Here is a 15367-nt window from a genome sequence, read left to right on the forward strand (position 1 = left end):
TCATGCATGGATTCGTCACGTGGCTGTACGTCGGGTGGCTGCTGGTGGTTTGCCAGGTCTCGGTCGCCTTCGACGCCAAGGCCAGCCCCCAGGCCCCTGCGCCGCTGATGCTGCTCGACCGGGGCCATCCGGGGCCTGTGAAGGTTATTCTGAATGCACAGCAGCGACGCTGGCTCGCAGGACGCCACGAACTGCGCCTCGGGACGTCAGCGCCCGACTATCCGCCTTTTGACATCACGTCCGGTGGGCGAGACTATCAGGGGTTGACCGCCGACCATGCGGCAGTCCTGGGGACAAGCCTGGGATTGCCGATCAAGGTGTTGCGTTTTCCTGACCGGCAGGCAGCGATCCGCGCCTTGAAAAACGGCCAGATCGACCTGCTGGGCAGTGCCAATGGCTACGAGGCGGCCTCCGCAGACCTGAGCCTTTCGATCCCGTACGCGACGGACCAGCCTGTGCTGGTGACCCGGGAGAATGAAGAGCGCCCCCTGGACACAGGCTTGTCCGGCCTGCGCCTGAGCATGCTCTACCATTACCTGCCTCTGTCCGAGGTGCATGCGGCGTATCCCGGCGCCACCTTGCAGAGTCATCCCACACCCGCCAGCGCCTTGAATGCCGTGGCCTTCGAGCAGGCCGACGTGTTCATCGGCGATACCATTTCCACGCTCTACCAGCTCAACCAGGGCCACCTGCCCAACTTGAAGATGGCCACCTTCGGCAAGCATGAGGCGGTCGGCTTCGGTTTCGCCCTGCGCCGTGACGACACCGTCCTGCTGGAGCTGGTCAACGCCGTTCTGTCTGCCCTGCCGGCATTGACCCGCAAGGATATCTTCGAGCGCTGGAGTACCGGCAGCGATACCCTGATGACCGATCGCAAGCTGCAGCTCTCCGAGCGCGAGGAACGCTGGCTGCGCGAGCATCCGGTCATGCGCGTGGTGATCGACGAAACGGCAGCGCCGCTGACCTTCTTCGACAAGCATGACAACTTTCGCGGCATTGCCGCCGACCTTCTGGAACTGATCCGCCTACGGACCGGGTTGCGTTTCGATGTCATACGGGTCACCAGCACCGAGGAGATGGTGCGCCAGATCCGGGAAGGCAAGGCCAACGTGATCGCCGCCATCGCCCATCCCAAGCGGTACGCCGACCAACTGAGCGCCAGCCGTCCCTACCTGGAAACGTCCTATGTGCTGATCAGCAAGCAGGGGGATCGACAGCCGGCCTCCCTGGAGGACCTGGCCCATCGGAAACTGGCCATCCCGCGGGATACGCCCCTGGCCGAGAAGCTGGCGCGACAGTACCCGCACATCCTGCAGACCATCACCGACGGCACGCCCAGGGCGATCGCGCTGCTCAAGGACGGCCAGGTCGATGCCACGGTCGCCTCCCTGGTCGACGCCAACCATGCCCTGGCCAACGACGCGGAGCTGGTCATGCGTAGCACGGTCAGCGAAGCGCCCGCCGTGTTCTCGATGGCGACGCCCTTGCGATGCCAGGAACTGGCCCAGATCCTCGACAAGGCTCTGCTGAGCATTTCGCCCGAGGAGCTGGCCGTCATCAACAGCCGCTGGCGCGGCTACAGCCACCATGACGACGCACGGTGGCAGGCCTACCAGCGCATCGTGCTGCAGGTCGTCGTCGGCACGATCCTGCTGCTGGTACTGTCGCTGATCTGGAATACCCGGCTGCGTCGCCAGATCCTCCAGCGTGAACGCGCCGAGCGGGCCTTGAACGATCAGATGGCGTTCATGCGTGCGCTGCTCGATGGCACGCCGCACCCGATGTACGTGCGCGATCGCGAAGGCCGCATGCAGACCTGCAACCAGAGTTACCTGGACACCGTCCAGGCGAGCGCCGAGCAGGTCATCGGCAAGCGCCTGCAGGACAGCGTGATGAGCAATTGCGCCTACACACGTCAGATCCAGGCTGACTACCTGAAGGTCCTGGAGCAGGCCAAGCCGCTGATCACCGACCGCCCGCTGCGCCTGAAGGACCGCGAGCTGACCATCTACCACTGGATCCTGCCCTACCGCGATTCGCTCGGGCAGGTCCAAGGGATCATATGCGGCTGGATCGACATCAGCGATCGACGCAAGCTGGTGCAGGACCTCAGCCTGGCCAAGCAGCGCGCCGATCAGGCCAACCGGGCCAAGAGCACGTTCCTGGCGACCATGAGTCACGAGATCCGCACCCCGATGAATGCCGTGCTCGGCATGCTCGAACTGGCGCTCAAGCATGCCGACCAGGGGCGCCTGGAACGTGAAGCGATCGCCGTGGCGCACCGCTCGGCCAAGGACCTGCTCAAGCTCATTGGCGACATTCTCGATTTCGTCCGAATCGAATCCGGCCACCTGAGCCTGAGCCCGGAACCCGTGGCCGTGGCCGAGCTGGTGGAAGCGGTGAGCGGCATGTTCGATGGACTGGCCCGGCAAAAGGGGCTGACGCTGGAGGTGGACATTGCGGCCGATGCACGCTGTCATGCGCTGCTCGATCCGATGCGCTTCAAGCAAGTGCTGTGCAACCTGATCGGCAACGCCATCAAGTTCACCGACCATGGCCAGGTACGCATCGGCATGCGCAAACGGGAAGCCGAAGGCACGGGCGCCACGTACCTGGACCTGGACGTGCGCGACAGCGGCATCGGTATCCACGAGGACGATCTCAAGCGCCTGTTCACCGCCTTCGCCCAGGTCGATCCGGACAGTGACCGTGCCCGTGCCGGGACGGGTCTGGGCCTTGCGATCAGCCGGGCCATCTGCCAGCTGATGGGCGCCAGCCTGACCATGGACAGCCTGCTGGGCGTCGGGACACGGGTACGCCTGTCGGTGCCCCTGCAGGCCGTCGATCCTGTCCGCGAGCCAGAACCTGTCACCTGCATCGAAACGCCCGATGCGCGCTTGCGCGTGCTGGTGGTGGACGATCACCCTGCCAACGTCATGCTGATGGGTCAGCAACTGGCGTTCCTCGGCGTGCACCACCAAAGCGCGAGCCAGGGGGAAGAAGGCCTGGCGCGTTGGCGCGAGGCCCCTTTCGATGTGCTGGTGATCGATTGCAACATGCCGGTCATGAATGGGTACCAGCTGGCCCGCCGTATCCGCGAAGAGGAGGCCCGTACCGGGCGCCCTCGCTGCACGCTGTTAGGCTATACGGCCAATGCCCAGCCTGAAATCCTTCAACAGTGCCTGGAAGCTGGCATGGACGACTGCCTGTTCAAGCCCATCGACCTGCAGGCCCTGGGCAGACGACTGGCCCACATCGTCCCCCTGGCGGCCTCCGCGGCCGTCGGGCGAATCGACCTGAAAGGGCTGGACGCGATCGATGGTAACGACCCGCAGGAGCGTCGACGTCTGCTGGACACCTTGCGTCAATGCCTGCACCAGGACGTCCTGGCGGTGATGGCCGTCGATCCCGACACCCAGCGCGAGGCGCTGTCCGAACTGGCGCACAAGGTCCTCGGACCGGCCCGCCTGCTGGGCGCCGAAGCCTTGTGCGCAGCCTGTGAAGCGTTGCAATGCGACGCGCTGACGGCACCCTCCTGGCAGCTCAGGCAACGACGCCAGGTGCTGGCCCGGCACATGCGTCGGGTCGAGAAGGCCCTGCGCGATGCCCTTCAGGCCCAGGCCGGCTCGAGAGCGTTCCAGCCGGGGCAGGGTTCGCACGGCTCGGCCGCCGGATCGCCTGGGATCGGCGAGGCTTAACGCGTATAGTGGTGCCCCTCGGGGCGTTGCCGTGAAAGCGGGCCCCTTCGCCCTTTCCGTCACTGCGGCACTTCGATGTCCTTGAATTTCGACCTCAACGATCTGCAGGCCTTTCGCGCCGTCGTCGAGAATGGCAGCTTTCGCAAGGCTGCCGAAGCCATCCGCATCACCCAGCCTGCGCTCAGCCGACGCATCGAGAAGCTCGAGACGGCGTTGAACGTGAAGCTGTTCGAGCGCACCACGCGCCGGGTCAGCCTGACCACGGTCGGGCGGGCGTTCCTGCCCCAGGCCGAACGCGTGCTGGACGAGGTGGACCTGGCGCTGATGACCATCGGCAACAAGCGCTCATCGCGCATCGGCAGCGTCACCATCGCCTGCGTGCCATCGACCGCCTACTATTTCATGCCCACGGTGGTCAGCGCCTTCCATCAGGCCTACCCGAACATCGTGGTGAAGCTTCTGGACGCCAGTGCCAACGATGTGAACACGGCGGTGGCCTGCGGAGAAGCCGATTTTGGCGTCAGCTTCAGCGGCAACCTGGCCCCCGAGGTGGATTTCGAGCTGCTCTTGCAGGAGCGCTACGTGATCGCCTGCCGCAAGGACCACGTACTGGCCGACCGCGAGCAGGTCAGCTGGGCGGAGATGTTCACCCATGCGCACATCGGGCTGGACGAAACATCGGGTAACCGGCTCTTGATGGACCAGGCACTGGTGAACGTGCAACCCGCGCGGCCCAGCATCTGCCTGACCCGCCACGTCACCACCATGCTCGGTCTGGTCGAGGCGGGCCTGGGCATCGCGCCGGTGCCGTCCATCGCGATGCCCGTGGGCGAGCATCCCTTGTTGAAAAGTGTGCCGTTGATCGAGCCTGAAGTGCTCAGGAACGTCGGCCTGATCCAGCGTCGAGGTCGCACATTGACCCCGGCCGCACTCGATCTGATCGAGCGCATCCGGGACATGCGCCGGCACTCAGCGGGAGACTGAATCCAGCCCGGTGGCGCGCACGGAGGCCTGGACGTGGGGTGAAGCCAGGTAGCGCAGCAGGGCCTTGGCCTGAGCGGGATGCTCGGCATTCACGGGGATGCCAGCGGCGAATCGGGTGACCGACTGGACGTTCTCCGGAATCTTGCCGACGAAGGTCACGCCTGGCACCGGCAGCAGCTCGGCGACCTGCTGGAAGCCCAGTTCGTAATCGCCTTGCGCCACACGCGCGGCGACCGGGGTCTTCTCGACCATCGTGCTCTTGCCACGCATCGACGACTCGATGCCGAGCGTCTTGAACAGGTGATCCTGGATGTACACGCCGCTGGCGCTATCGGAATAGGCCACGGACTTGGCCTTCAGCAGCGTCGCCGCAAGTTCGGCATCGGTCCTGATCGCGGGCGTCGGCGCGCCAGCCTTGACCACCATGCCGATGCGCGAATCGGCCAGTTCGACCCGCGAGGCAGGGTCGACCTTGCCCTGCTTGATCAGCTCATCGAGCGCGTAGCCGACCATGATCACGGCGTCTGCGTGCTCGCCACGGGCCAGGCGATTGGGGATGGCTTCGGGGGCCTTGCCCATCGAAGGGCCCAGCACGGTCGTCAAGGTGTCGCCGCTTTCGGCCGCGTAGCCAGGGCTCAACGCCTTGTAGGCGGCGGTGAAGCCGCCCGAGGTCATCACGGTCAGGTGTTCAGCGTGCGCCGTGGCGCTCAGGGCGACCAGGCTGGCAAGCGCCAAGGTCTTGCAGGACAGGGTGGACAGCTTCATGGAAGATTCGACTCACTCAACACTGACAGGGGCCCGGCGCTGGCGCGCCGGGATGGAGCCGTCGCTCATACGGCCAAGGGCGCGCGCAGGGCCAGACGGCGGTACAGGACCAAGGTGGCGCACAGTGCGCAGACGGCTGCGAAGGTCACCCAGTAGGCAGGCGCTGCCTTGTCGCCGGTGGTGTGGATCAACCAGGTGGACATGGCCGGGGTGAAGCCTCCGAACAGCGCGGTGGCCAGGCTGTAGGCCAGCGAGAACCCGGCGACCCTGACTTCGACCGGCATGATTTCGGTCAGCGCCGGAATCATCGCGCCGTTGTAGAGCGCATAAAGGCACGAGAACCACAACAGCACTTCGAGCATGTGTCCGAAGCTTGGCGCCTGGGCCAGGAACGACAGGGCCGGATAAGCCGTGAAGATGGTCAGCACCGTCATGGCCACCAGCATGGGCTTGCGACCGAAACGATCGCTCAGCATGCCGCCGATCGGCAGCCAGATGAAGTTGGACACCCCCACCAGCAGGGTCACCAGCAGCGCATCGGTGGTGCTGAGGTTCAGCACGGTCTTGCCGAAGGTCGGTGCATACACGGTGATCAGGTAGAAGGCACTGGTGGTCATGGCCACCATGAGCATGCCAGCCAGCACCGTGCGCCAGTTCTGCGCCAGGGTACCCACCACTTCACGCATACTCGGCCGATGGGCGCGCTTGGCGAACTCCTCGGTCTCTTGCAGGTTGCGGCGCAGCAGGAAGATGAACGGAATGATCATGCAGCCGACGGCGAACGGAATGCGCCAGCCCCATTCGGCGACCTGCGCAGGCGCCATCCCCTGGTTGAGGGCATACCCCAGCGCTGCGGCGACGATGATCGCCACCTGCTGGCTACCGGACTGCCAGCTGGTGTAGAACCCCTTGCGGCCCGGCGTGGCCATCTCGGCCAGGTAGACGGAAACGCCACCCAGCTCGGCGCCTGCGGAGAAGCCTTGCAGCAACCGACCCAGCAACACGAGTGCGGGCGCCCAGAGGCCGATGCTCGCATAACCCGGCACCAGCACGATGAGCAAGGTGCCGCTGGCCATGATCGACAAGGTGACGATCAACCCCTTGCGGCGCCCGACATCGTCGATGTAGGCACCCAGGACGATGGCGCCGAGTGGGCGCATCAGGAAGCCTGCACCGAACACGGCGAAGGTCATCATCAGCGAGGCGAACTCGCTGGACGCGGGGAAGAAGGCCGAGGCGATCTGCGTGGCATAGAAGCCGAAAAGGAAGAAGTCGAACTGTTCGAGGAAGTTGCCCGAGGTGACTCGGAACACCGCTGCGGCGCGAGAGCGCCCAGAGGCCGCGGCAGGAGCGGACGGGGATGACATGGCTGTTTCTCCAGCGATTTTATTGATTGCTTGTTCGCTTGCGAATGGCCAGTGTGCTTGACACATCTTGAAACGATAAGTGATTTGTTTTCATCTATTGATGCGCCACGGTTATCAATAACCTGTTTCAGCGTCAGACGTGCGTCCATGCTTTTCTGACCCAACCAATGCGAATCAAAGGGTTAGATGCTTTGTAAAAATCTGCTTTGATGCATGAAACAGGGCAAAGCGAAGCTTTTTCCATAGCGGGCCTCACTCATGATCGTGTGCATACGTGTTCGCAAGGGCGATCACGCATTGACGGCACGAAGCTGGTAGACTGCGCGACGTTATTACCTAAGAGGATTGTTTCATGGCCACTAACCGCTCCCGTCGTCTGCGCAAGAAACTGTGCGTGGACGAGTTCCAGGAATTGGGCTTCGAGCTGAACCTGGGCTTCAAGGAAGATCTGGATGATCAGGCGATCGATGCATTCCTCGATGCGTTCCTGACCGACGCCATGGATGCCAACGGCCTGGACTATGTCGGCGGCGACGATTTCGGCCTGGTCTGCCTGGCTGAGCGTGGCTCGGTCACCGAAGAGCAGCGTGCGGCTGTCGAAGCCTGGCTCAAGGGCCGCTCCGAGCTGACCAAGATCGAAATCAGCCCGTTGCTGGACGCCTGGTACCCGGAAAAGCCGATCAATCCGGCTTCCTGAGACCGCACCGACGAGGGCCAGCATCTGCTGGCCCTTTTCTTTTGCGGCGGCAGAGCGTGGCCTGGTGCAGGGACGCAGGGCGGCCCTTTGTCAGGCTTTTGTGCCGAACGTGACGCAGGAGCCACAGGCTTGGGGCATAATGCGCACGTTTCGTATTCAGGGCCATCATCTATACAGCCCTTGTGTTCCACCCTACGCGCGCAGGGTCACTTCATCATGTTCAAACCGTTCCGCCCGCTGCTGCTCGCCGGTCTGCTCCTGCCACTGGCATTCCCCCTCCAGGCCGCCCCGGTCAACACCACCCTCTCACCCAAGGTTCAACAGGCGCTCAAGGCCAACAAGCTGCAGGACTCGGCCCTGTCGCTGGTGACCATTCCCCTCGACGGCCCGGGCACCTCCACCGTGTTCAATGCCGACGTGTCGGTCAACCCCGCCTCGACCATGAAGCTGGTGACCACCTACGCCGCCCTCGAGCTGCTGGGGCCGACCTTCCAGTGGAAGACCGAATTCTTCACCGATGGCACCCTCAGCAACGGCGTGCTCAACGGCAACCTGTACCTCAAGGGGGGTGGCGACCCCAAGCTGAACATGGAAAAGCTCTGGCTGCTGATGCGCGACCTGCGTGCCAATGGCGTGCGGACCATCACCGGTGACCTGGTGCTCGACCGCAGCCACTTCGTGCAGCCCAACCTGCCCCAGTTCGACGATGACGGCGGCGACCTGAACAAACCGTTCCTGGTCAAGCCCGATGCGCTGATGGTCAACCTCAAGGCGCTGCGGTTCGTCGCACGCAACGATGGCGGCAGCGTGTCGGTATCGGTCGAGCCGCCGATCGCCAAGGTCCGCGTCGACAACCAGGTCAAGGCCGTGGCCTCGCGCCAGTGCACGGGTGACGTACGCTACAGCCCGGTCACCGACGCCGACGGCGTCACCGTGACGATCACCGGCCAGCTCGGTGAAGGCTGCAACTCGCAGACCTACCTGTCGCTGCTCGATCACCCGACCTACACCGCCGGCGCGGTCCGGGCGATCTGGAGCGAACTGGGCGGCGTCATTCAGGGGCGGGACCGGGTGGAGAACGTGCCCAAGAGCGCACGCCTGCTGGCGCGGGCCTTCTCGCCTGACCTGGTCGAGGTGATCCGCGACATCAACAAGTACAGCAACAACACCATGGCCCAGCAATTGTTCCTGAGCATCGGCGCACAGTTCCGCACGGATGCCGACGGCGATGACGCGCGCGCTGCGCAACGGGTGATCCGTCAGTGGCTGGCCCGCAAGGGTCTCACGGCGCCGCACCTGGTGATGGAGAACGGTTCGGGGTTGTCGCGCGCCGAGCGGGTCAGCACCCGCGAGATGGCCGCATTGCTGCAGGCTGCCTGGAAGAGCCCTTACGCGGCCGAGTTCATGAGTTCGATGCCCCTGGTGGGCATGGACGGCACCATGCGCAAGCGGTTGAAGCGCACCGCCATGATGGGCGAAGGCCACATCAAGACGGGCACGCTCAACACGGTCCGCGCGATCGCAGGCTTCAGCCGCGACGACAACGGCACGACCTGGGCGGTGGCCGCGATCCTGAACGATCCCAAGCCGTGGGGCGCCGGGGCGATCCTGGACCAGGTGCTGCTGGACCTGCGGCGTCAGCCCCAGGCCACCCCAGGCACGGTGGGCGTTGCGCGCTGAGGCGCAACGTGGGTCATTGTCGTGTCGGTTCCAAGGCGATCCGTTACAACCCTCATGGGCCTACGGGCCCAATCGCGGCCAGTCCGACAGAGGCCGTACACGTTGAATGGCCTTGCGAGTCCGGCAGGCTGCAGCGATCTGGGTGGGAACTGGCTTGCCAGCGATAGGGCCCTGTCAGGCGCCGCCTGCATCGCGGGCAAGCCCGCTCCCACAAGCTGCTTGCGCAGCCAGGCCTACACTGAACTGAACTGACAGGTTGCCGAGATCGGGGTGGGAGCTGGCTTGCCAGCGAGAGGGTCCTGACAGGCGCCGCCTGCATCGCGGGCAAGCCCGCTCCCACAAGCTGCTTACGCAGCCAGGCCTACACCGACAGGCTGCTGAGGTCTGGGTGGGAGCTGGCTTGCCAGCGATAGGGTCCTGTCAGGCGCCATCTGCATCGCGGGCAAGCCCGCCCTCATAGAACATAAAATATCTTTTGATTTTAAAAGAAATAATTTCAGGGCTTTGTGGGCCCTGCGGGCCCAGAAATCGATCAAAGATAAAGCCTCTAGCCATGCCAGCTATCGCCATGTTCTCTGCGCGACAGCGCGGCGCCAAGGCGGCGGGCGGACTCCCACAAGCTGCTTGCACAGCCAGGCTGACACTGAACTGACAGGCTGCAGCGATCTGAGTGGGAGCTGGCTTGCCAGCGATAGGGTCTGGGCAGGCGCCGCCTGAGCCATGGGCAAGCCTTGCGGTCCTCCCCTCTCCCTCTCACATCACCCGAACCAGAGCGCTGGCTATCCACCAGCGCCCTGTCCAGCTCAGCGCAGCGTCAACCGCCAGGCGCGATGGATCTTGCCATTGCGGGCGAAGTCCGGGTCCAGGGTCTGTGCGCTGATCTCTTCGACGCCATAGCGCTCCGCCAGGTTGGCATCCAGCTCGAAGCGGCGGAAGTTGTTGGAGAAGTACAGCACACCCTCCGGCGCCAGCCGCGCCATGGCCAGGTCGAGCAGCTCGACGTGGTCACGCTGAATGTCGAACACCCCTTCCATGCGCTTGGAGTTGGAGAAGGTCGGCGGGTCGATGAAGATCAGGTCGAAGGTGTCCCGCGCGTTCTGCAACCAGGCCATCACGTCGCCCTGCTCGAGACGGTGCTTGTCGGAGAAGCCGTTGAGCGAGAGGTTGCGACGCGCCCAATCCAGGTAGGTCTTGGACAGGTCGACGCTGGTGGTGCTGCGCGCACCGCCCTTGGCCGCATGAGCGGTTGCCGTCGCGGTGTAGCAGAACAGGTTGAGGAAGCGCTTGCCGGCTGCTTCGCGCTGAATGCGCATGCGCATGGGCCGGTGATCGAGGAACAGCCCGGTGTCGAGGTAGTCAGTCAGGTTGACCAGCAGCTTGACGCCGCCCTCGGCGACTTCCAGGAACTGGCCCTGGGTGGCCTGGCGCTCATATTGACGGGTGCCGCTCTGGCGTTCGCGGCGCTTGAGCACCACCCGCTCCTGGGACACGCCCAGCGCCCGTGGAATCGCGGCCAGCACGTCCAACAGGCGTGCCTGTGCCTTCTCGGGGTCGATCGAACGCGGTGCGGCGTACTCCTGCACGTGCACCCAGTCCTTGTAGAGATCGACCGCCACGGCATATTCCGGCATGTCGGCATCGTACAGGCGATAGCACTCGATTTGCTCGCGACGCGCCCACTTGCCCAATTGCTTGAGGTTCTTCTGCAGGCGATTGGCGAACATCTGCGCGCCTTCGCTCAGACGAGCCGCTTCGGCAGCGATGGCAGGCGCACGCTGGCCAGGCTCGACCTCGGTGTCGGCCGTACGGCGCTCCCCGGTGACGAACTGGTCAGGCTGAATCTTGATCAGCAGCAGTTTGCACGGTAGCGCCCCGTTCCAGAACGCATATTGCTTGTGGCTGCGCAGCCCCATGCGCTTGCCCAGCTCGGGAGCTCCGGTGAACACCGCCGCTTCCCAGCCCATGCAGGCCTGACGCAAGCGCTCGCCCAGGTTCTGATAGAGGTAGAGCAGGCTGGCTTCATCGCCCAGGCGCTCGCCGTACGGCGGGTTGCTGATGACCAGGCCCTTCTGGTTCTGGTCAGGCCGCGGCTCGAACGTGCCGACCTCGCCCTGGTAGATCTTGATCCAGTCGCCCAACCCGGCACGCTCGACGTTGTTGCGCCCTGGCTGGATCAGCCGCGGGTCGGCCTCGTAGCCGCGAATCCACAGCGGCGGCTTGGCCAGGCCTGCGGCAGCGCGGGCGACCGCTTCGTCATGCACCTTGCGCCACAGGGCCGGCACATGGCCGAGCCAGGCGCTGAAGCCCCAGCGTTCGCGCTTGAGGTTGGGCGCGATGTCAGCGGCGATCATGGCGCCTTCGACCAGGAAGGTGCCAACCCCGCACATTGGGTCGGTCAAGGCGCCCCCGGCTGCAGCGATGCGCGGCCAGCCCGCGCGAATCAGCACGGCCGCCGCGAGGTTTTCCTTGAGCGGCGCCGCGCCTTGCTGCAGGCGATAGCCCCGTTGGTGCAGGCTGTGCCCGGACAGGTCCAACGACAGGATCGCCTCGCCGCGGTCGAGCCGCAGGTGCACGCGCACGTCCGGGTTGAGCTTGTCGATCGACGGGCGCAACCCGTCGCGGTTGCGCAGGCGGTCGACGATGGCGTCCTTGACCTTCAGCGCGCCGAAGTGGGTGTTGTCGATGCCCGAACCATGGCCACTGAATTCCACGGCCAGAGAGCCGTCGGCCGCGAGGTGATCCTGCCAGTCCACGCCTTGCACGCCGTGGTACAGGTCCTCGGCGTTGTTCATGGAAAAGCGTTCGAGGACCAGCAGCACACGGTTGGCCAAGCGCGACCACAGGCAGAGCCGATAAGCCGTTTCCATGTCGGCCGAGCCACGGATGGCGGAGGTGTGCTCGCGCACCTCCTGCAGCCCCAATGTGCGCGCTTCTTCAGCGAGCAGGCCTTCCAGGCCCTTGGGGCAGGTGAGATAAAGTTCGTGACGGTCCGACATGAGTAATCCAATGCCTATGCTGGCGGTTGCGCAGAGCCCGACGCGCACGTCTGGCCCCTGTTTACCCGAAGGCGTTCGAACGACCCTCGGAACAAGCGGCTTGCCTTGCAAGCCCATGGCGCCCAACGCACTGGCACAAGGCCATTTGAGCGTCAGGCACGCTTAAAAATTCGGTTCAAGGCGTTGCTGCCATGACCCTTCGTCGTGTTTCAGGCGACCCCTGCAGTGTGACATGAATCCAGATCATCCACTGCACCGCATGGCGTAAAGCCCTGCCGTTGCTGGGTTTGCTTCGGATAAAGATGCGAAGCATTTACTTGCTTATCCCTTCATATCATCAAAGATGACGTACTTATGACAAATCGATCATTCCCAGCGCCGTGAGCATTGGTTAGAACTGACGCCAGTCGCCTCAGGACGAGACGGCGCCCCTGGCTCGCGACGCCGGCAGCGAGCGCATTACCGGCAGACCCAGTCTGCCCGGCCTCCAGGAGGCCGACGGGACCTACAGTCAACAAGTGAGGGAAGTACCCTATGAGAAGACTTAAGCGTGATCCGTTGGAAAGAGCATATTCACGTGGCTACCAGTACGGGGTCACCGGCAAATCCCGCGAACTTTGCCCGTTCAGCCTGGCTCCAGTGCGTCAGGCCTGGATCAATGGCTGGCGTGAAGGGCGCGGCGACAACTGGGACGGTTTGACCGGCACCGCAGGTATCCATCGACTCAACGAGAATCATGCCGTTGGCTGAATGACGTTCTGACTCCACCCACATGACGCGCCGATGGCGCGATGGGCTAGCGCCCAGAGGGCCCCTTTGAGGGGCCCTTTTTCATGGGCGCCGGTCAGCGCCGCAGCGCAGCGATCGCATCCACCGATTCGCGGATCAGCGACGGGCCCTTGTAGATGAAGCCCGAATAGATCTGCACCAGGCTGGCACCGGCGGCGATCTTCTCGGCGGCGTGGCGCCCTTCGGTGATGCCACCGGCGGCGATGATTGGCATCTTGCCTGCCAGCTCGCCAGCCAGCACCTTCACCGTGTGCGTACTCTTGTGCAGCACCGGCGCGCCCGACAGACCGCCCGCCTCGCCTGCGAACGGCAGCCCTTCGACACCCTCACGGCCCAAGGTGGTGTTGGTGGCGATGACCGCATCCATACCCGTTTCAAGCAGCGCCGCAGCGACCAGGGCCGTCTCTTCGTCGGTCATGTCCGGGGCGATCTTGATGGCCAGCGGCACGCGGCGGCCATAGGTCGAGATCAGCTGCTCACGACGCGCTGCCAGCGCCTCGAGCAATTGCTTGAGCGAGTCGCCGAACTGCAGGGTGCGCAGGCCCGGCGTGTTGGGCGAGCTGACATTGACAGTGATGTAGCTGGCATCGGCGTAGACCTTGCTCAGACCGATCAGGTAATCGTCGACCGCACGCTCGACCGGTGTGTCGGCGTTCTTGCCGATGTTGATGCCCAGGACCCCGGTGTACTGCGCCGCGCGCACGCGGGCCAGCAGGTGATCGACCCCCAGGTTGTTGAAGCCCATGCGGTTGATGATGGCCGTGGCCTCGGGCAGGCGGAACAGACGCGGCTTGGGGTTGCCCGGCTGTGGTCGTGGCGTGACGGTGCCGATCTCGACGAAGCCGAAACCCAGCTGGCCAAACCCATCGATGGCCGCACCGTTCTTGTCCAGCCCTGCCGCCAGCCCGACCGGGTTGGGGAACTCCAGGCCCATCACCGTGACCGGCAAGGCCGAAGGCTGCTTGCACAGCTTGCCATTGAGCCCCAGGCGGCCACCGGCGCCGATGAGGTCCAGGGACAGGTCGTGGGAGGTTTCCGGGGAAAGCTTGAACAGCAGCTGGCGGGCCAGGTTATACATGGGCAGGCAAGACTCGACGTGAGTGAGGGGGCGATTATAGCCAGCCCCTGGCGTGGGCGACAGGGTGTCTGTGCGCTCGGCCGTCATCTTCCCTGCCTGGCGGCCATGAACTCGACGGGACAGGGACGGGCTTTCCGACGAGGTGCTCGCGTCAGAAGCGTAGGCATGGCTGCAGGCGTGAGGACGAAGCACGGCCTTGCGCCGGCTCCAGAAACGGAAAAACCCGGCCGAAGCCGGGTTTTTCGTCAAGCATCAGACCAATTACTTGGCTTGAGCTTCGACCTGAGCTTCAACACGACGGTTGACAGCACGGCCTTCTTCGGTAGCGTTGTCAGCAACCGGACGGCTTTCGCCGTAGCCAACCGAATCAACACGGCTGGACTCTACACCGTACTGCTGGGTCAGCACTTGCTTGACAGCGTTGGCACGACGCTCGGACAGCTTCTGGTTGTAAGCGTCTGGACCGACGGAGTCAGTGTGACCTTCCACAGTGGTGGTGGTCTGTGGGTACTGCTTCATGAAGTCAGCCAGGTTCTTGATGTCGCCGTAGCTGTTTGGCTTCACGACCGACTTGTCGAAGTCGAACTTGACGTCCAGCTCAACACGAACGACTTCAGCAACAGCTGGGCAACCGTCGGCGTCAACGGTGACGTTGGCCGGGGTGTCTGGGCACTTGTCGACGTTGTCGCACACGCCGTCATTGTCGCTGTCGGTGCAGACGTCAGCTACTGGAGCTGGAGCGACTGGAGCCGATTCTGCGGTTTTCGGGCTGCCACCGAAGTTCAGGCCGACGCCGACGCTTGGTGCCCACTCGGTGTCACCCTGGTCGATGTTGTACTGAGCTTCAACGCCTGCACGGGCGTAGAACATGTCAGTGATGTACCACTTGGCACCAGCGCCCAGGTTGGCGAAGGTGGAGTGGTCGCGGCCGCCGCGGAAGCTCTGGCCCAGGGACTGGTGAGAGAAACCAGCCGACACGTACGGACGGATAGCGTCGTACGGGTTGTTGAAGTGGTAAACGGCGTCCAGGGCGGTGTTGGAGCCCTTGATGTTCTTGCCGTCGTCGCCACGAGCGTTGTGGACTTCGTCGTAGCCCAGACGCAGTTCAACGTCGTCGGTCAGGAAGTAGCCGACCGAACCACCGAACAGGTTGCCGTCGTTCTTGAAGTCGCGCTGGCTGTCGAAGAATTCTTTCTTGTAGAAGATTTCAGTTTCGACAGCGCCTTGGCCTTGTGCCATAGCGCCAATCGAGGTGGCGGCTACGAGCGAACCAATGGCCAAGCCCAAGGTGTTTTTCAGTTTCATCCGTTAAA

Annotated in this window: 8 protein-coding genes and 1 pseudogene; 4 read left to right on the forward strand and 5 right to left on the reverse strand. The window is 64.0% G+C overall.

Annotation, left to right across the window (positions count from 1 at the left end):
• Positions 1 to 2 precede the first annotated feature (2 nt).
• Positions 3 to 3599, forward strand: a pseudogene (locus APT63_12960) (hybrid sensor histidine kinase/response regulator).
• Between the two features lie 174 nt (positions 3600 to 3773).
• Positions 3774 to 4682 (forward strand): LysR family transcriptional regulator, encoded by a 909-nt coding sequence (locus APT63_12965; GenBank protein ID AMA46454.1) that lies wholly within the window; start codon positions 3774 to 3776, stop codon positions 4680 to 4682.
• Here the strand turns inward: APT63_12965 and APT63_12970 are convergent.
• Positions 4668 to 5447: a molybdenum ABC transporter substrate-binding protein gene (locus APT63_12970; protein AMA46455.1), complete on the reverse strand. Its 780-nt coding sequence runs from the start codon at positions 5445 to 5447 to the stop codon at positions 4668 to 4670. The two genes, APT63_12965 and APT63_12970, sit on opposite strands and share 15 nt — an antisense overlap.
• A 65-nt stretch (positions 5448 to 5512) precedes the next feature.
• Complete coding sequence (locus APT63_12975; protein AMA46456.1) at positions 5513 to 6814, reverse strand: citrate-proton symporter; 1302 nt, start codon at positions 6812 to 6814, stop codon at positions 5513 to 5515.
• A 352-nt stretch (positions 6815 to 7166) separates the two neighbouring features.
• Between APT63_12975 and APT63_12980 the strand changes: the two genes are divergently transcribed.
• Positions 7167 to 7511: a hypothetical protein gene (locus APT63_12980; protein ID AMA46457.1), complete on the forward strand. Its 345-nt coding sequence runs from the start codon at positions 7167 to 7169 to the stop codon at positions 7509 to 7511.
• 216 nt (positions 7512 to 7727) lie between these two features.
• Complete coding sequence (locus APT63_12985; GenBank protein ID AMA46458.1) at positions 7728 to 9191, forward strand: D-alanyl-D-alanine carboxypeptidase; 1464 nt, start codon at positions 7728 to 7730, stop codon at positions 9189 to 9191.
• An 803-nt stretch (positions 9192 to 9994) separates the two neighbouring features.
• On the opposite strand, the gene APT63_12990 is transcribed toward APT63_12985, so the two are convergent.
• The 3 genes from APT63_12990 to APT63_13000 all read right to left on the reverse strand — a co-directional run bounded on the left by APT63_12990 (position 9995) and on the right by APT63_13000 (position 15359).
• Positions 9995 to 12187 (reverse strand): 50S rRNA methyltransferase, encoded by a 2193-nt coding sequence (locus APT63_12990; protein AMA46459.1) that lies wholly within the window; start codon positions 12185 to 12187, stop codon positions 9995 to 9997.
• Between the two features lie 844 nt (positions 12188 to 13031).
• Complete coding sequence (locus APT63_12995; protein ID AMA46460.1) at positions 13032 to 14054, reverse strand: dihydroorotate dehydrogenase; 1023 nt, start codon at positions 14052 to 14054, stop codon at positions 13032 to 13034.
• Between the two features lie 261 nt (positions 14055 to 14315).
• Positions 14316 to 15359, reverse strand: coding sequence for a porin (locus tag APT63_13000; GenBank protein AMA46461.1), 1044 nt, complete (start codon positions 15357 to 15359; stop codon positions 14316 to 14318).
• Positions 15360 to 15367: the final 8 nt, after the last annotated feature.

This window comes from Pseudomonas monteilii, assembly GCA_001534745.1.
Taxonomy (GTDB): Bacteria; Pseudomonadota; Gammaproteobacteria; order Pseudomonadales; family Pseudomonadaceae; genus Aquipseudomonas; species Aquipseudomonas alabamensis.